This is a genomic window from Priestia koreensis (assembly GCF_001274935.1).
In the GTDB taxonomy this organism is placed as follows: Bacteria; Bacillota; Bacilli; order Bacillales; family Bacillaceae_H; genus Bacillus_AG; species Bacillus_AG koreensis.
Genome location: NZ_LILC01000037.1, coordinates 163,032 through 180,672, shown reverse-complemented (window position 1 = coordinate 180,672; position 17,641 = coordinate 163,032). Strand labels below are relative to the sequence as shown.

The 17,641-nt window shown below is 40.5% G+C and carries 20 protein-coding genes; 14 read left to right on the top strand and 6 right to left on the bottom strand.

Features of this window, described 5'->3' with window-relative positions; translation table 11 throughout:
• Positions 1 to 2: 2 nt before the first annotated feature.
• Entirely contained in the window at positions 3 to 1,889 is a 1,887-nt protein-coding gene (locus AMD01_RS22405) for a DUF6792 domain-containing protein (RefSeq protein WP_053403673.1), read from the bottom strand.
• On the bottom strand, positions 1,882 to 2,568 hold the full coding sequence (locus AMD01_RS22400; protein WP_157052826.1) for a hypothetical protein: 687 nt from the start codon (positions 2,566 to 2,568) through the stop codon (positions 1,882 to 1,884). Before AMD01_RS22400 ends, AMD01_RS22405 begins: the two co-directional genes overlap by 8 nt.
• Before the next feature lie 512 nt (positions 2,569 to 3,080).
• On the opposite strand from AMD01_RS22400, the gene AMD01_RS22395 reads away from it, so the two are divergent.
• The 10 genes from AMD01_RS22395 to AMD01_RS22350 all read left to right on the top strand — a co-directional run bounded on the left by AMD01_RS22395 (position 3,081) and on the right by AMD01_RS22350 (position 10,064).
• On the top strand, positions 3,081 to 3,374 hold the full coding sequence (locus AMD01_RS22395; RefSeq protein ID WP_053403671.1) for a hypothetical protein: 294 nt from the start codon (positions 3,081 to 3,083) through the stop codon (positions 3,372 to 3,374).
• Positions 3,375 to 3,556: 182 nt separating this feature from the next.
• Positions 3,557 to 4,702 (top strand): efflux RND transporter periplasmic adaptor subunit, encoded by a 1,146-nt coding sequence (locus tag AMD01_RS22390; RefSeq protein ID WP_053403670.1) that lies wholly within the window; start codon positions 3,557 to 3,559, stop codon positions 4,700 to 4,702.
• A gap of 216 nt (positions 4,703 to 4,918) precedes the next feature.
• Positions 4,919 to 5,242: a hypothetical protein gene (locus tag AMD01_RS22385; RefSeq protein ID WP_053403669.1), complete on the top strand. Its 324-nt coding sequence runs from the start codon at positions 4,919 to 4,921 to the stop codon at positions 5,240 to 5,242.
• Positions 5,243 to 5,378: 136 nt separating this feature from the next.
• The gene (locus tag AMD01_RS22380; protein WP_053403668.1) at positions 5,379 to 6,266 is read left to right on the top strand and encodes an ABC transporter ATP-binding protein; all 888 of its coding nucleotides are present in this window, start codon (positions 5,379 to 5,381) and stop codon (positions 6,264 to 6,266) included.
• Complete coding sequence (locus AMD01_RS22375; RefSeq protein WP_053403667.1) at positions 6,267 to 7,004, top strand: ABC transporter permease; 738 nt, start codon at positions 6,267 to 6,269, stop codon at positions 7,002 to 7,004. It abuts the gene before it with no gap.
• A gap of 7 nt (positions 7,005 to 7,011) precedes the next feature.
• A complete protein-coding gene (locus AMD01_RS22370) occupies positions 7,012 to 8,127 on the top strand; it encodes a sensor histidine kinase (RefSeq protein ID WP_053403666.1) in 1,116 nt (371 codons plus the stop codon).
• Positions 8,124 to 8,726, top strand: coding sequence for a response regulator transcription factor (locus AMD01_RS22365; protein WP_053403665.1), 603 nt, complete (start codon positions 8,124 to 8,126; stop codon positions 8,724 to 8,726). The genes AMD01_RS22370 and AMD01_RS22365 overlap by 4 nt, the downstream gene beginning before the upstream one ends.
• A gap of 123 nt (positions 8,727 to 8,849) precedes the next feature.
• The gene (locus tag AMD01_RS22360) at positions 8,850 to 9,401 is read left to right on the top strand and encodes a hypothetical protein (RefSeq protein ID WP_053403664.1); all 552 of its coding nucleotides are present in this window, start codon (positions 8,850 to 8,852) and stop codon (positions 9,399 to 9,401) included.
• Between the two features lie 81 nt (positions 9,402 to 9,482).
• Complete coding sequence (locus AMD01_RS22355) at positions 9,483 to 9,665, top strand: hypothetical protein (protein WP_053403663.1); 183 nt, start codon at positions 9,483 to 9,485, stop codon at positions 9,663 to 9,665.
• Positions 9,666 to 9,719: 54 nt separating this feature from the next.
• Positions 9,720 to 10,064 carry a hypothetical protein gene (locus AMD01_RS22350; protein WP_053403662.1) on the top strand — a complete coding sequence of 115 codons (345 nt, stop codon included), beginning with the start codon at positions 9,720 to 9,722 and terminating at the stop codon, positions 10,062 to 10,064.
• Positions 10,065 to 10,067: 3 nt separating this feature from the next.
• On the opposite strand, the gene AMD01_RS22345 is transcribed toward AMD01_RS22350, so the two are convergent.
• The 4 genes from AMD01_RS22345 to AMD01_RS22330 all read right to left on the bottom strand — a co-directional run bounded on the left by AMD01_RS22345 (position 10,068) and on the right by AMD01_RS22330 (position 13,920).
• Positions 10,068 to 11,465 carry a sensor histidine kinase gene (locus AMD01_RS22345; protein WP_053403661.1) on the bottom strand — a complete coding sequence of 466 codons (1,398 nt, stop codon included), beginning with the start codon at positions 11,463 to 11,465 and terminating at the stop codon, positions 10,068 to 10,070.
• Positions 11,455 to 12,156, bottom strand: a complete 702-nt coding sequence (locus AMD01_RS22340; protein WP_053403660.1) for a response regulator transcription factor — start codon at positions 12,154 to 12,156, stop codon at positions 11,455 to 11,457. The genes AMD01_RS22345 and AMD01_RS22340 overlap by 11 nt, the downstream gene beginning before the upstream one ends.
• Positions 12,157 to 12,244: 88 nt before the next feature.
• Positions 12,245 to 13,000 carry an ABC transporter permease gene (locus tag AMD01_RS22335; RefSeq protein WP_053403659.1) on the bottom strand — a complete coding sequence of 252 codons (756 nt, stop codon included), beginning with the start codon at positions 12,998 to 13,000 and terminating at the stop codon, positions 12,245 to 12,247.
• Positions 13,000 to 13,920, bottom strand: coding sequence for an ABC transporter ATP-binding protein (locus AMD01_RS22330; protein ID WP_242171911.1), 921 nt, complete (start codon positions 13,918 to 13,920; stop codon positions 13,000 to 13,002). The genes AMD01_RS22335 and AMD01_RS22330 overlap by 1 nt, the downstream gene beginning before the upstream one ends.
• Before the next feature lie 230 nt (positions 13,921 to 14,150).
• Here AMD01_RS22330 and AMD01_RS22325 point away from each other — a divergent pair, with 230 nt between their 5' ends.
• From AMD01_RS22325 to nadD, 4 genes are read left to right on the top strand one after another with little or no spacing between them, the layout of a single operon-like run.
• Positions 14,151 to 14,930 (top strand): NUDIX hydrolase, encoded by a 780-nt coding sequence (locus AMD01_RS22325; protein WP_053403657.1) that lies wholly within the window; start codon positions 14,151 to 14,153, stop codon positions 14,928 to 14,930.
• 25 nt (positions 14,931 to 14,955) lie between these two features.
• The gene (locus AMD01_RS22320) at positions 14,956 to 15,504 is read left to right on the top strand and encodes a cysteine hydrolase family protein (protein ID WP_053403656.1); all 549 of its coding nucleotides are present in this window, start codon (positions 14,956 to 14,958) and stop codon (positions 15,502 to 15,504) included.
• A 33-nt stretch (positions 15,505 to 15,537) separates the two neighbouring features.
• Complete coding sequence (locus AMD01_RS22315) at positions 15,538 to 17,007, top strand: nicotinate phosphoribosyltransferase (RefSeq protein WP_053403655.1); 1,470 nt, start codon at positions 15,538 to 15,540, stop codon at positions 17,005 to 17,007.
• On the top strand, positions 17,000 to 17,614 hold the full coding sequence (gene nadD / locus AMD01_RS22310) for a nicotinate (nicotinamide) nucleotide adenylyltransferase (protein WP_053403654.1): 615 nt from the start codon (positions 17,000 to 17,002) through the stop codon (positions 17,612 to 17,614). The genes AMD01_RS22315 and nadD overlap by 8 nt, the downstream gene beginning before the upstream one ends.
• Positions 17,615 to 17,641: the final 27 nt, after the last annotated feature.

Genomic DNA, 17,641 nt, shown 5'->3' with positions numbered 1-17,641 from the left:
TGTCATTTACCTCCTGCATATAAGTCAAACAACATACTGACGTCATGGTCTTTCACAAATAGCTTCTCAATTCCAGAGCGGGTCGACTCTAAAAATTTATTGCTTTCCGTTACAGTTTTATTGAGCTCATCAATAATATGTGAAATATCGAGACCTGTTAACGGCTGTAAATTATCGTGTACCTGGGCACTTTCTACTCGAATAGGGTATATGGAGAAAATATGTCTCATTAATAAATCCATATGAGCACTTGGGTTCCCTTCGATATCATTAATCTCCGTCATTATTTTTTGCTTTTGCTGTGCAGAGTCTTCCGTCACTTCCTGCTGAAAAGCATTGCTATACTTTGTGATTAGCGTGCTTTTTTCTGCTAGAGACGCCTGTCCTTCTTGGTACATGCGAACCGCTGCTGAAATGTTAATCTTAATTTCTTGATTTTTTCCAGACATTAAGATCATATCTCCGCCAATATAGGCCTTGTTTTCTCCTATTGCGAGCGCATTTAATATTTCGTTAATACTGTGGCCTTTCCCAATGATGTCCATTGCAGGGCCAAGCGCCTTATTTAAATTCTCAAAGCTCTTCGCTAATTTCTTCGCATCATTAAACAATCGAATTCCAGACCCAATGTCTCCGCCTAAAACTGACGTTTCATACCCAGAAGCCGCAAGATCCCTGGTGGCCTGCATGTCACTGATCGACTGCTCCATATCATCTAAAATGTCTTGAATATTGTTCATTTCCTCTACGGCAACCTTTTTTTGATCAGCGGAAATGTAATTCCCTTTATACAAATCATCGAAAATGGCATCGGAATTGCTTGTGACTTTTTTTACTTTATCTAAAAGGGGAGGGAACTTTTCGTTTACGTCTTCGATCATATCGTCAATTTCTTTGCTATCTGTAAAATAGGTTTTAATCCCTCCCCAGATGCCATCGCTTTCTTGGAATTTAGTTACGAGGTCCATGTTGACACCTGTTAGCTCTTGAATAATCTCATTATTGCTTGCATTCTTTGCGTACATATCAGCGTATTCAATGGCTATTTTCTGAAGGTCTGCAACCTCGCTATCAGGCATTTTCCCCATTAGCGACTGAAGACCGGGATGTTCGGCGTCCGTATCGATTACGGTTACGTCACCGAGTGTAAAAAAACCACGTGTGTTACTACTGATCGCATTTAACGGATCATCGGACGAAATTAATTGATGGACGTTGGCTCCTTTTTTTCCGTAATACGAGAGGGCAAAAGATTCTAGTTGAGCAGGGTTAACATCGTATACTTTTCTTTCGTCGCCGTAATCGATGTTAAACTCCTTGTTTACCTTGGCGCGAAACGTGGCGTCCGTGTTGTACTGTTGATAGTAATTGGTTTGCGCTCCATTTGCGCTATAAATCTCATCAAACGTATCAAACATAAGCTGTGACACGGTGTTGTTGTTGTGTGCGAGTGAATGTGATAGCCCAATCATTGTCGCATCCGTGTCCATCTTTGATTCCTTCATAAATTTTTCTTTTGCTTCTTGGGCGAATATATCCGTATTTTTGGCTTGACTATTTTCTTTTCCCGCTTGCATAGCACGAATATTGTAGGTCCAATCATCAAGCTGTGCTGAACCTTGAGAAATCACGTATATTTCATTAGTGTTTTTTTCTTTGGAGTAAAAATGGATGGCTGTACCATCATAAGAAGAGGGGATATCACTATTTACTTTCTTCAAGTCGGAAGAACGCACAACCTGAACAGACACGGGTAGCTTCTCGCCGGTTTCCTCCATATAAATGCGCTGTACTTCCGCACTAAATTGTTCATTGCTCATGTTTTGATACTGTAAATTTGTTAATCGAAGCCGCAATTCATTCGTATCTAGTACTTGGTTGTCACTCATTTGCTTTGCTACTTTCTTTACTGAACTTTACAGAAGCGAAAATGTGTAATGCTTGTTTCTTCGCGTCTTCATTAGCCTCACATTTCGTTGCACGATCACATTCGACAGAATAGATGGCCTCAATACCACCTTTTCCTGTAGTAGGATGAATATAGGCCCCGTATCCGTATGCGTCCCGGTCAATTGTGAAAGGTGCCCAATGAATGATAGCAGCATTAGTTTTTTCCTCTTGAAAGGGCTCCTTCATATCAGCCTGGCTCTTTAAAAATTTTAAGGAATAGCTAATTCCTTTCTCAGTGTTAGATGTTTCTGCGTTGTAACTCACACTTAAAGAGGCATTCGGAAGATCTTTGTTTTTAATTCCCGCTAAAAAAGACTCTGTTTTGCTTTTCTCATTTGAATAGCCTTCTTCAGAAATAGATCCGTCTTTCGGAAATAACATCGTATAGCGCCCAGTTTTTGAGTCAAACGTATAGTATCCCTTTTCAGATTCATCTGTAGATTTCATAAACTCCCTCGTAAATGAATGTTGAAGAGCTTTGTCTTTTGGTAAGTCTTCTGCCTTCAACTCACTAGGCTTTTTCTCCATTGGTTCATTTCCACCATTGCTCACTTGGCATCCTCCTAACAGTAGACCGCTTACTAAACAAAAGAATAGATGTTTTTTTCGTTTAAACATAGGTTGCCTCCAATGTTATTCATTCTGACTGCACACTCAATATTCTTCTTTGTGTACAGCGCTCACATCAATTGTAAAATGTTTTTCCGTTTTTTTACATAAGTCAATTTTCGTGAAAGGCAACATAGTTTGAGACCATTTGCTCATGCAATACCCTTTTTTTACAAATTAATAAACGTTAATTTAGTTATTTTTCTTTTATTAGGCGTGTGAGGACATGAAGTAGACATTCGAGTAGAAAAATTAAAATATGTCCTTTAAAAGGTAGAACAGCCATTTATGGTCCAACCCTTATTGTATAGTCATAATTGTGCTACATGATTAAGATACATAATTTGGATTTTCTTTAAAACGTACAAACCATGTACAACTCAAACCTTGAAGAAGTTCGTAATGATGCAAGGATGGGTATGAAATGTTGTTAAAACGATAAAGAAGAGGCGAAAGTCAGACTAATTCATTTTGTTTTTACATGTTTAAACAACGTTTATTTAAATAAAAGGAGTGATGGTATGAGAGAAAAACCAAATATTGAACGGATCATATTTTTATTAAAACAGGTTTGGGAGAAGTTCCCTGAGATGAGATTTCATCAGCTTGTATCAAACCTGCAGCACATGTATTCAGCGCAGAATGATGAGTATGGACGCAGAAGGGTTATTCAGCGGGAGGACTCTGGATATGAATTTGAATCAAGTTATTTAGATTTCTTTTATTTAAGTGACAAGGACTGGGAGTGTTTTTTACTGTCGATGTTAACCGACGCAGAGCAGGAGGACCTAGAAGAACATACAGATTTCAAGTGAGTAAGTATCTTTTCATAGGATAAGTTGGTAATTGTGTGGTTATTTTTATCGGTGACTAATGACCTAATTATTGCGCGGTTTTTAGGTAAAAGTTTTCTTTATGTCTTTTAAGTATTATAATAGACTGGTATTATTTCAAAAATATACAAAAATAGACAGATCTATTAATGAGGTGCTAGTGAGTGGAAGTACAACGAGAGCAAGCTTCTGCTGAGAAACGTTCGAAGAAAACGAATGTTATTGTCACGATAGTAGTTGCATTATTTGTCGTGGCAGCAGTTGGTGGAGTGATTGCGGCAAATGTAATGAATGATAAGTTAAAGTGGGTAACAATTGCGAAACCGGCTCCAGATAAGCTGAATACGGTAAAAGGGGAAATCGTGCCAAGCGATGCTCAAACCATTTACCAGGATTCATCGAAGGGTCGAATTCAACAAGTATTTGTTAATGAGGGACAAGTTGTACAGAAAGGCGCTCAACTGTTCCAATATGAACAGTCAAATATTGATTTGCAGCTAGCAAAAAAGGCTGTTGATCAAAAGGTAGCTGAGGCAAATCGTGATGAAGCACAGAAAATCATCGATTCTCTTACTGAACAGGTTAACCGCTTGGAAGCTGACAGCGATAAAAAGCCAGGACTTGAGCGTACGATTTCACAGCAAGAGGCGAACAAGCAGCTTGCGGACCTACAGCTAGAAAAAATTAAGCTTGATCAAGATCAGCTTAATAAGAAAAAACAAGATTCAATCGTGTATAGCACGATGGACGGAGTCGTTGGAAACATTGACGCAGATCGCGCTCAGTATACATACACAGCTCCAGGGTCAGACAAAGAGGATGCGCCTGTGATGACGATTTATTCAAACAGCACGTATCAAATGGAAGGTACCATCACGGAAAAGCAAAAGAGCGAAATGGCTGTAAACCAAGAGGTTCGCATCAAAGCAGATGTTGTATCCAATCAGTCTTGGAAAGGTCACATCTTATCTGTTAGTGATTACCCAACTCATCAAGGCAAAAAAGTAGTCTATGCTTTTAAAGCACAGCTAGACGATTCAGAAAAGCTTTACCCTGGATATCATGTAACAGCAAAAGTGGATTTACCTTCTCAAATGGAGATTACGATTCCACGCAGCAGCGTCATGAAAAAAGGTAAAACAACTTACGTGTACGTGGCTAAAAAAGGTAAAGTGCAAAAGCAAGAAGTGAGCGTTGAATCAAAAGACAAAGAGACGTATACAGTCTTGACGGGTCTAGAACATGGCGATCGCTACTTAACAAATCCATCTTCTGACGTTCATCCGGGAATGAAAATTAAAAAAGATTAACAAAAAGGACGCTATTTAGGCGTCTTTTTTTCGTTTTAAGGGAAAAGACTAGCAGATTTTAATCTCCTAGAAAGTGGATAAATCTACCCATTTCGGAAAAAACCATCATTTCTTATACTAAGAGGTGGAACAAATGAGAGGACGTGAGGAAGGTTGTCAGAAAGGAAAGCGACACGGGTTCAGAGACCGGGTGAAGACGAAGGAAGCTGTTTAGGAATGCTTTTTCGGGTCTTTCTTTTAGTAACGTTATTCTTTATCAATTTACCTATTGGGTTTGGTGCTCTTTGGGAGCTCCTCACCATTTTTGGAGATGGAACGTTCGTAGCGTTTTTAGGAAAGGCCTGTCTATTTTGGGTGATTATCTACGTCGCAGGATTCATCGTGGAACAAGGGAACGTAGAAGAGCCGGATTCAACTGATGTTCGAGCGGATGCTGGTTTACTGGACAGTTATCTCATTGATTTTTTGTTCGCGCTACCCAGTTTTACATATGCTACAGTGAATCGTATTTTCCGATTTGTGTTTCGCAAGAAGAAATAAGAGGACATTCCCTGCGAATGTCTTTTTTTGTGTAAAGAAATGACAAATGTCACCCTTACTTCATGACAGAGTTTACTGAGCAGTAGCACGATTTTTGCGTACACTTAACGTATAGAGAAGACGGAGGTGCGACGGAATGACAGAGGTTGTGAAGGTAGACGGTATTTCAAAGCGTTTTGGTGAGAAGGAAGCGGTGAGTGACGTGTCATTTTCGATTCAAAGAGGTGAGGTAGTGGCCTTGCTTGGACCAAACGGAGCTGGAAAAACAACGATGATCTCCATGATTTTAGGACTTATGAAGCCGACAGGTGGGAACTTGCATTTGTTCAATCAGCAGCCAATGAATAAAAGCGTTCGAGAGCAGGTTGGCACCATGCTTCAGGAAGTGAGCGTTCCGCTTGGATTGAAGGTAAAAGAGATTTTAGAAATGGTTCGCCACTATTATAAAAATCCGCTATCAATGAACGAGCTGATTGCGTATACGGGGTTATCCGATAAAGATCTCAAAACACGGGCTGAGAAGCTATCGGGTGGTCAAAAGCGTCGTTTAAACTTCGCACTAGCGCTTGCCGGGAATCCAAGCTTGCTTATTTTTGATGAACCGACGGTCGGAATGGACATTGAGTCTAGAAAGCGATTTTGGGATACGATTAAGCTTCTGGCCCATCAAGGAAAAACCATTTTGTTTACGACTCATTACTTGCAAGAAGCTGATGATGTTGCGGAGCGAATTTTGCTTTTTCATAACGGACGAATTGCAGCGGACGGCACACCTTCCTCCATTAAAGCACGTTTAACAAAGCAGTTTGTTTCCTTCTGCTATGAGGGACCTACAGATGTATTAGATCGTTTGTACCCGAATCAATGGACGTTTCGTAATGGCCGAATTTTTGTCGAAACGCTTGATACAGATGAAGTTCTGTTTACGTTATTTCAGAAAAATCTTCACGTGAATCAAATCGAGATTGAACGAGGAAAGCTAGAAGATGCATTTCGTGAACTTACAGCGAAGGAGGTTGGATAAATGAGTATGTTAGCTATGCAGTGCAAATCAGAAATTATCCGTATTTTACGAAATCGATATTACGTGTTTTGGTCCTTATGTATGCCGCTTATCTTCTATTATATCTTTACAAACGTCGTCAACACGAATCCTTCTAATCAAGGAGAATGGAATGCCCATTATCTCATGTCTATGACCTCCTTTAGCGTAATGGGTTCTGCGATTATGACATTAGGAATTCGAATGGTGCAGGAACGTACGACGGGTTGGTCTGTTTATATCCGAACAACGCCGCTTTCCGATACTGTTTACTTTATCGCACAGATGGTTGGCCAAACGGTTATTCACTGTTTTTCAGTATTGGTTATTTTTATCGTAGGCGGACTTGTCAATCACATTGAATTATCACTCACGCAATGGCTATTTAGCGGTCTTTGGATTATTTTCGCATCCATTCCGTTTTTAGGGCTTGGTACGTTAATTGGCTCAATGAAGCGGGTCGAAACGGCTTCTGGGATTAGTAACGTCATTTATATGGTGCTTGCGGTATGCGGGGGAATGTGGATGCCTGTTGAGATTATGCCAAAAGTGATGCAAAGCGTAGCCCACTGGCTTCCGTCGTTTAATTATGGAAATGGGGCGTGGAATATTGTGCAAGGTCATGCTCCTGAATGGAAAAGTTTGTTTATATTAATGGGATATTTTGTTGTATTCATGCTACTATCTAAATATATTCGTAGAAATCAAGAAGTGGTGTGATCAATGAATGCGAAGACGATTTGAACTATTTCCAAAGCGGTACGGATTTTTTCCCTATATCTTTTTAGCTTATTTATTACTTCCAATTCTCTCCCTCACAACGCAGCATGGGTGGAAGCAGGTGATCGGCTATACACTAGTGGCGCTATTTTTAGTTACTTACCGCCAGCTCTATTTTGCGCCGAAGGGAAGAGCTTTTGCAAGCTGGCTTGGTATTCAAATGGGCATTATCTTTATTTTGAGCGTTGCTTATGATCCAAACAGTATTTTTCTGGGGTTTTTCCCCGCTAATTTTGTTGGTTGGTATGACGAAAAAACCAATTTTAAACGCGGTCTCTTCTTTTTGGTGCTCACCGTAACGGTTCCTTTACTGTATTATGTTTTAAAACATCACAGCTTTCCGTTCTTTTATACGCTGCCGTTTCTGTTGGTTATGTTTTTCTTTCCGCTCGGTATTCGTTCCATGAATCGGCGAATGGCGCTTGAACAAGAACTAGATCAGGCAAAAGAGCAAATCGAAGCGCTCATTAAGAAAGAGGAACGCGTCCGGATCGCACGTGATCTTCATGATACGTTAGGTCATACGTTATCACTCATTACATTAAAAAGTCAGCTTGTATCGCGCTTAATTTCGGTGGATGCGGATAAGGCAAAATTAGAAGTAAAAGAGATTGAAGAAACGTCTCGAACGGCACTTAACCAAGTTCGAGAGCTTGTAACAACGATGCGAGCGGTAAAGGTAGAAGAAGAGCTCGCTGAAGTCGAGCGAATGCTGTCAGCAGCGAATATCTCCTACCATTACGAAGGAACAGAGATAACGGCTTCACCGCTTCTTCAAAACATTATGAGCATGTGCTTAAAAGAAGCAGTCACAAACGTCGTCAAGCATAGTCGTGCAACAAACTGCTGGATTACGGTCGTGCAAATGCCATCTGTGTTGCAAATGAAGGTGAAAGATGACGGCGAAGGAGTAAGCAGTTCATTTGGGAACGGGTTAAAAGGAATGAATGAGCGTTTGTCCTTTGTTGGTGGGGAAATGATGCTGAGCGCTGAGAAAGAAACTGTATTAACCGTGACGATCCCATTAGTAGAGAGAAGTCAGCAGGAAGGTGAGAGAAGATGATTCGTATTTTTATTGCAGAGGATCAGCGCATGCTGTTAAGCGCGCTAGGTTCTTTACTGGAATTTGAGGAGGATATGACGGTTATCGGTCAGGCAATGAATGGGGAAGAAGCGGTGACAAACATCCTCACTCTTCAACCAGATATTTGCTTAATGGACATTGAAATGCCCGTAAAAAGCGGGCTAGACGTAGTAGAAGAGTTAAAAGATCGAGGTGCCTCGTGCAAGGTAATTATTCTTACTACTTTTGCCCGTCCAGGTTATTTTGAACGGGCCGTGAAAGCCGGAGTGGACGGCTATTTATTAAAGGACGGTTCCATCGAAGATTTAGCGGGAGCCATTCGGAAAATTATCAACGGTGGAAAGCTTTTTAGTCCTGATTTAATGCTCGATGTGCTTCGTGATGAAAACCCACTGACAGATCGTGAGCGTGATATTTTGCGCCTCGCCTCACAAGGAAAAACAACGAAGGAAATGACAAAAGAGCTATACCTATCCTACGGCACTCTTCGAAACTACATATCAGACATTATTCAAAAACTCGATGCTAAAAACCGAATGGACGCCGTTAGTATTGCGACAAAGAAAGGCTGGATTTAATCAAACGTTTGTTCGAAAAATATATTGACATTTTTTACAATTAATAGTAATGTATTCCTGTTTGTTCTAACTGATAAAGTAAGCACTAAATTGTTTTCAACTAGAGTAAAGGGGAATAGTGGGATGAAAAAAACGTTGAGTTTATTACTATTGATGATTTTAATTTTCGGAGTAGTCGGAGTGCAGAACACTGTTGAAGCAACTACAGTTCCTGCCGTGTTCAAGCAGAAGTTTCCGCGAGAACAAGTAGATCAAATTAAAAATGTTGATTTAGATAACGATCGTAAAAATGAAACAATCATTTTATCTAAGCAAGGGAATCTTTTTATTATTAAAAACAAAAATGTACAATGGATGGCTCGTCAAATTATAAGTGAAGAAGACTTTCCTCCTCCACAAATTCTAACGTTTAAACCTTCGAAGAATGAAGTACACGTAGTAGCTATGTATTATTATGGACCTTCTAATACTCAAGCGTATGTGTATCGTCTATCTAAAGGAAAAGCAAAAAATGTTTTGAATATCATGGGAGATCAAGCAGTTAAGATATCTGGATATAATATTATCCAAAAATGGAAAAAGTACCGAGACGGTGGCGGTTGGGACATGGTTGTGACTACATACAGCTGGAACACGAAACAGTTGAAGTATGTTTCGAAAGGAATAAAACCATAAGATAAACCTAGCTCTTAAAAAGGGCTAGGTTTTATTTTATAATTTGTCTTTACAGCACATCAATTGGTTTTGGAGGTATGTATGCAGAAATTCGGAGAAAAAGCCTATCTACTTATTATGGTTACGGTTTTGTTGTCGATTGGAATTAATCTTTTTATCGATAGCTACACCGTTCATATTGTTCTAAATAGCATTACGATTGTGATTGTGATTGTGTTAGCAATTTTCGTTTATAGGTATGACCGGGAGCAGAAGCGTAAATAATGGATAAGGGTGCACGAAGGGTGTGCAAAACTCTTATGAAAGAAGGCTGTTTACGTGAAAAAGCCATTATTAATTTTATTCGTTGCGGTTATGGGAATGGGTCTCTTTGAAATTTATTCGTTTTATTATGATGATCATGAAGGAGTGCCATCTACAGCTCAATCGATTTCGCATGATGAGATGAAGAAAGAGGCTGTACAAAAGGTTGAAGCATTCTTTAAAAAGAAGGAAAACGTAAAGATCAAAGTAACGGACGTAACGGTTTCAGATGAAGGAGATAGCGATATTTTCGTGGACGGTCATGTGAGCGGAGATTCTAAAATTGCGGTGAATGCGGTCGTGAATGCAGCAAAAGGCTACGAAATCGATGCATGGGGCATTGGACAACAAAGGAAGTAAGCGCTATTGCTTACTTCCTTTGTTGTCGTTATAGAGGGGTAGGATAATGGAAAAGGTCGTTCCTTTATTTAACGTACTATAAATCGAAATATGGCCCTTATGAATATCAACAATTCGCTTTGTAATCGCAAGACCAAGTCCGCTTCCTCCGTCACTACCCCTCGTTTGATCTCCTCTCGCAAACTCGTGGAAAATGCTTGATAAAAACTTCTCTTCAATGCCAATCCCATTGTCTTGAATGACAAGACGAAGATCCGTCCCAATTTTATGGAGGGAAATGCGTAGCTCTGTGCCCCGTGGGTTGTACTTTAGCGCATTAGAAATCAGGTTCCCAACCGCTCTCGACATCTCTTTTGTATCAAATTCCGCATACACAGGTGATTCAGGGAGAATGATATCGAGCTCAAACTGCTTTTCATCTATTTCTCCGTAGTAGGAAATAATGAGGTTTTCTAAAAACATGCCCATATCCTGAATTTGCAAGCGCAGGGGAACATCAATCGTATTAAGCTTCGTGAGATAAAACAGCTCATCGACTAGCCCATTAAGACGCGTTGATTTGCTATGGATATACTCAAGGTACGTTCGCTTTTTTTCTTCGTCCAAATCCTTCTCCACTAGCGCCTTACTAAATCCCAAAATCGACGTCATCGGTGTCTTAATATCATGAGAAATGTCCCGTAGCAAGCGATACTTCTGCTCTTCCATAAGCTTTTTCTCTTCTTCAATGGATTCTAGTTTTTCTACGAGGAAGTTAAAGGCTTTTTGAATTTGCATCGCTTCCTTGTATGCTTTAAAGTTCAGGCGTACAGAATAGTCGTGCTTAGTCATCTGATCAATTCCGTGCTGAATTAAAATGAGCGGCTTGGCCACTTTACGCTTCGAATAGAAGATATAAAGCGTATTACAAATAAAGAAAAACAAGAGGGAAATCACGGCGCCTTTAATCGCACTATTTTTCATTTTGTCTGCAATTTCACCCGCCATAAAGTTCGGAACTTTGACGATACCGATATATTCTTTTCCGTCTGTTCCCTTGAAGGCCTTCATTCCGATCTCGTAGTCTGGATCAGGAGAAGAGGTCCCAGGAAGGTAGGGTTCAAAATACATCATGTCATAGGTCTTATTGTGATCTTGTTTGTCACCAATTACGTAGACAATGCGGTTGTTATGGACAATTTCGACCCATCCTCCGCGCTGTACGACAGAATCGGCTTCAATGTGTTTGTAGTCAGGACGTATAATCTTTTGGGCAATGTCTGATGACCATTGATCATCAAGATAATCCTTGCTGTCGAGAATCATGACGGTAAAGAAAATAATGATCGTAATAATGGAAATTACGCTCAATACGAGATAGTTAATCACAAAAAAGGTGGAAAGATTTCGCCTAAACTTCATGATTCACCTTAAACGTATAGCCAAGTCCTCGGATCGTTTTTAAATAGTAAGGATTTCGGCTATCCTGTTCGATTTTGTCTCGCAGCTTGCTAATATGAACCATGATCGTGTTGTCATCCCCCATGTAATCTTCGCGCCAAATTCGCTCAAATAAATGACGCTTCGTAAATACTTGATTAGGGTGCTCCATAAAAAGCTTTAACAAGCGATATTCTGTTGAAGTAAGCATAACCTCTTCCTCATGCACAAAGAGGGTACAGCTTACGGTATTTAGCGTAAGCGGGCCAATTTTAAGATCGGTATCTAACGCCTTGAAATGATTGAGTTCTGTTGACCGACGGAGCTGAGACTGCACGCGTGCCACAAGCTCTAGAGGATCAAACGGCTTTGTAATGTAGTCATCGGCACCGATGTTTAGACCTAAAATTTTATCGTAGCTTTCGTTTTTGGCGGAGATAATTAAAATCGGAATATGATGGTGCTCACGAACTTTTTGAATCAGCTGATAGCCATTTAGCTCTGGCATCATAATATCGGCAATCAACAAATCAATATGTTGATTTTGAATAATGGTTAACGCTTCTTTTCCGTTATAGGCTTTCATAATTTGAAAGTCTGATTGAGTTAAATAAAGCTCAATTAATTCAACAATTTCCTTCTCATCATCTACGACAAGTATAGTTGGTGACATCGAATCTTCCTCACTGTAACTAATTTTACTGTTTCTTCCTTAATTATAACAAAAGCTGATAGAGGTTTGGCTCTATCAGCTCGTTTCGTTAATTAATCTCTTTTTTACGGAATACCCATACGCTAAGTGCGATGAAAGCTGCACAGTAGACAACATATAAAACAATAGTAAGACCTGGAGTGAAGCCATCAGGAGCCTGGCCACCGCCGATATTTTTATCCGAATCATACATACTAGGATCTAGATGAGCAAAAATGATGTATTTATAAAAATCATATTTTGCAAGCATGAATGTAATAGTTGTGCCAATGAAGCTACCAACAATCGGAATAACGATCGCTAAGCTTGGTGCTTTTAATAGAACTGAAATGAAGATCGCAACTGTGACGAAGAAAATAACAGATGGGAGGCCATAACCAACCATTTTACTTACTTCGACAAAGGTTAAATCGTTTCCACCTGGGGTAATCATACCTACAAGATAAGATAACAGGGAAAGAATGACGCTAAGACCGATAATAACGAAGATCACCATGCAGAGCTTTGAAAGTAGTACGCTGGCTCTAGAAACGGGCTTTACAAGCAAATGTTTCATAGTGGAATCTTTGAATTCATTGGACATGACGGCTGCGCCAATGACAATCGCATAAAACTGAACAACAGAAAGCACGATTCCGACTGTTAAAGAGGTATACGGCATTTCTTTAAAGAAAGTGTTGTGTCGAAACAACACGCTTAAAAGACCAATTAAAAGAATAAATGCGGCCATGATAATCGCAAACACGCGATTGCTTTTGCGTTTGCTAATTTTAATCCATTCGTTGATGAGTAAATTTTTAAACATTAGTTTGATCCTTTCGCAGTTAATGTTAAGAAGTGGTCCTCTAAGCTCACAGCTTTGCGCTTCATCTCATACATATCAACGCGGTTTTCTGCTAACTTATACACGACATTTGGTACTTGTTCTTGCTCTACGAGGAGTTCAATCGCGTTTTCAGTGCTTTGTACCACTTGGAAGGATGATAGAACGTCTAGCGCTTTTCCAACATTGCTCACTTCAATTAGTAAGCTCACCATTTTGCTTGGTTCTGTTGAGTCATCCTTAATTTTAATAACATCGACAAGCTTTCCTTTATCTAAAACGATCGCTTCTTCGCAGATCATTTCAATTTCTTGAAGCAAGTGACTTGAAACAAGAATCGTCGTATTTTCATCACGTGCAACTTGTTTCAGATTATCACGAAGCTGGCGAATCCCTGCAGGATCAAGTCCGTTTGTTGGTTCATCAAGAATTAAAATAGAAGGCTCATGTAAAAGAGCTTGCGCAATACCAAGGCGCTGTCTCATCCCAAGAGAGTAAGTCTTTACTTTGTTATGAATCGCATGTTCTAGGTCAACAAGCTTAATAATTTCTTTCATACGAGTAGAAGAAATAGACTTGAGGCTTAGGCGAGCGGATTGCTGAAGGTTTTCATAGCCGCTTAAATATCCGTAAGCAGAAGGGTTCTCAACAATAACTCCAAGGTGAGAGAGCGCTTTTTGAGGTGATTTTTTAATATCATATCCATTGATGAATACTTCACCTTCTGTAATGGAAATCAGTCCTGTAATCATTCGGATCGTTGTCGTTTTACCAGCACCGTTTGGTCCTAGGAATCCATAGATTTTTCCTGGATCTAACTCAAATGATAGATGGTCAACGAGCGTAGCGTTTTTAATTCGTTTCGTTAGGTTTTGCACCTTTAAGGGTGACGTTGTATTCACATACATTCTCCTCTACAACTTTTCTAGGTATGTTACTAGGATAAAAAAAGGAACTTTAAGGAAAATAAAGATAACCTTAAAATAAACTTAAATGTGATTGAGAAGCTAGCCGCTTAGCAAGGGAATTGTTGAACGGAGCCTATTTATTTTATAAATGTTGCATTTTCTCTGTAATTGTATATAATAGAATTAACAATTAACAAATTGTTAAAAGTTAGAGAGGTTAAATAATGACAAATGAAGATGCATTAAAGAAATATGATGTGAAGAAGTACCGCACCCCAGACGGCTATACGTCTGATATTGCGATATTTACGATTATGACAAAAGAAGCAGAGTCTTATAAAAAACCGGTGATGGAACTAAAGCTGATGTTGATTAAGCGAGCGGCGACAAACGCAGAGGGCCATCCAAACATTGAAGGAGATAAGTGGGCACTGCCTGGGGGATTTGTGCAGGCGAATGAAACGGCTCTTCAAGCAGCGAAGCGAGAGCTCCAAGAAGAAACAGGCGTACAGGGAGTTCACGTGAAACATTTCGGTGTATATGACCGTCCTGGCCGCGATCCACGGGGCTGGATTATTACAAATGCCCATTATGCGATCGTGCCAGAGCGTCATTTGATGCACCGTCAGGCCAATGACGATGCATCCGAGGTAGAGCTTTTTACATTAGAAGAGATCAACCATTTAGCGCTAGCGTTTGACCATGAGGACATTATCAAACATGCTGTCCAGGCCATTACGGCTGACCTGTTACAAACAACGGCTGCCAAAAACTTTTTGCCACCAACCTTTACGTATTCAGAGCTTCAAGCCGTTTTACGTACAGTGACGAATGATCCGGTGATTACGAGTGATCCGGCGTTTTCGCGAAAAATTAAAAGCCTGCCGTTTATTGAAAAGCTAGACGGACAAACGACAACACGAACGTCTAAGCAACCGACACAGCTTTTCCGTTTTGTTGAGATGGAGGATATTATTAAACCGATTTATTCAGTGAAATATTAACGAGTTCACACAAGGGGGAATTCAGGTGAGAAGAGCGTTATTGAGCATTGATTATACAAATGATTTTGTGGCAGACAACGGGGCATTAACGTGTGGGAAGCCCGCACAGGACATTGAGAGTGAAATCGTAAGAGTAACAAAAGAAGCGATTGAAAATGGTGATTTTGTCGTATTTGCAATTGATGCGCACAAAGCGGGAGATCTCTATCACCCTGAAACAAAATTATATCCGCCCCATAATATTATGGGCACAGATGGTAGAAAACTATATGGAACGCTTCACAACGTGTACGAACAATATAAGGAACGCGAAAACGTCTATTGGATGGATAAAACGAGATACAGCGCTCTCGCTGGAACAGATCTGCTGCTTCAGCTTCGGGCGAGAGGCATCGAGGAAGTTCATATTACGGGCGTTACAACCGATATTTGCTGCCTTCATACGTGCGTTGATTTATATAATGAACATTATCCGCTTGTTATTCACGAAAAAGCGGTCGCAAGCTTTAATCCAGACGGCCATGTTTGGGCGCTTGGTCACTTTAAAAATTGCTTAGGAGCTAAAATTGTTTAACAAATTAGTTACTTCATGAAATGGGGGATCGTAATGACAACCTTTTATCAAGACGACAGCTTGTCACTTCATACGGACTTATATCAAATTAACATGGCAGAAACCTACTGGGAAGATGGAACACATGAACGAAACGCGGTGTTTGAAGTATTCTTTCGCAAACTGCCATTCGGAAACGGGTATGCGGTATTCGCAGGACTAGAGCACGTTGTGGAATACCTTCAGGATTTTCGCTTCACAGAGAGCGACTTAGACTATCTTCGAAATGAGCTTGGGTACGGAGATGATTTTCTTTCTTATTTAAAAGATCTTCGTTTTACAGGAAACGTTCGGGCGATGAAAGAAGGCGAGCTTGTTTTTGGAAATGAGCCGATCCTACGCGTTGAGGCACCGCTTATTCAAGCACAGCTTGTAGAAACGGCTATTTTAAATATCATTAACTATCAAACATTAATCGCGACGAAGGCCTCTCGAATTAAGCAGGTAGTCGGTGACCAAGTGGCAATGGAGTTTGGTACGAGACGCGCGCATGAACTTGATGCATCCATTTGGGGAACGCGCGCAGCGTTTATCGGCGGGTTTGAAGCAACGTCAAACGTTCGTGCAGGGAAAAAATTCGGCATTCCAGTAGCGGGTACGCATGCTCATTCGCTCGTGCAGGCTTATCGCGATGAGTATATCGCTTTTCATAAATATGCGCGTCGTCACAAGGACTGCGTGTTCCTAGTTGATACGTACGATACGATTCGTTCAGGTATTCCGACAGCTATTAAGGTCGCGAAGGAACTAGGCGATAAAATTAACTTTGTCGGCATTCGCCTTGATAGCGGTGACTTGGCGTATCTGTCTAAAAAAGCGCGCAAAATGCTTGATGATGCAGGATTTACAAAAACGAAAATTATCGCATCAAACGATCTTGATGAACACACGATCTCACATCTAAAATCTCAAGGTGCTCAAATTGATGTATGGGGCATTGGCACAAAGCTAATTACTGCATACGACCAGCCAGCACTAGGTGCGGTGTATAAGCTCGTTTCCATTGAAGATGAAAAGGGCGAGATGGTCGATACCATTAAAATTAGCGCTAATCCCGAAAAGGTCTCAACGCCAGGACTGAAGCGAGTGTATCGCATCATTAACACGATTAACGGAAAGTCAGAAGGCGACTACATCGCGCTCGACTGGGAAAAGCCAGCGGAAGAAGAGAAAATCAAAATGTTCCATCCCGTTCATACGTACATTAGTAAGTTCGTGTCTGAGTTTGAAGCGCGCGAGCTTCACCACGATATTTTTCAGAACGGCGAACTGATCTATGAATTACCTGAATTAAAAGCCATTCAGGCATTTAAAAAGGAAAACCTCGTTGTGCTGTGGGATGAATACAAACGTGCGTTGAATCCGGAATCCTATCCGGTTGATCTTAGCCTTGCATGCTGGGAAAATAAAATGAAGCGAATTGAAGAAGTAAAGCAAAAGGCAGGAGTGGAGCGCCATGGCTAGAATCGGGATTTACGGTAGTAGCTTTGACCCTGTGACGAATGTTCATCTTTGGACAGCAAGCACCATTGCGCACCGCTGTAAACTCGATCGAATTATTTTCTTGCCATGCTCGAATCGTCGAAAAGATAAGCGAATGAAGACGGAAGATCATCACCGCTGGGAGATGCTGCAGCTTGCGATTCAAGGAAACGATAAGTTTGTAGCAGACGATTACGAAATGAAGCAGGAAGCATGGAATGTGTATACGTATTACACGATGAATTATTTTAAGAGCATGTACCCAAATGACGAAGTGTTTTTCATTATGGGGGCAGATCTTTTAGTTGATATTGCGAGTGGAAAATGGGGATACGAAGAACCGCTTGTGACGGAGAATCGGTTTATCGTTATGGCAAGAGACGGAGTTGATATGCTAAAGACCATCTCAAGTTCACCGCTACTTCGGAATGCCGATGACGGGAACCACTTTCATCTAGTAGATAAGGGACTCGCAATGGAAATAAGCTCTTCGTACATCCGAGACGAATTCGGAAAAGGCGGGGAGCCTAGGTATTTGCTTCCTGAGGCTTGCTATGAGTACATTAAGAAGCACAACTTATATCGTTGAAAAGGCAGAAGCGCTTATCGTGGCGCT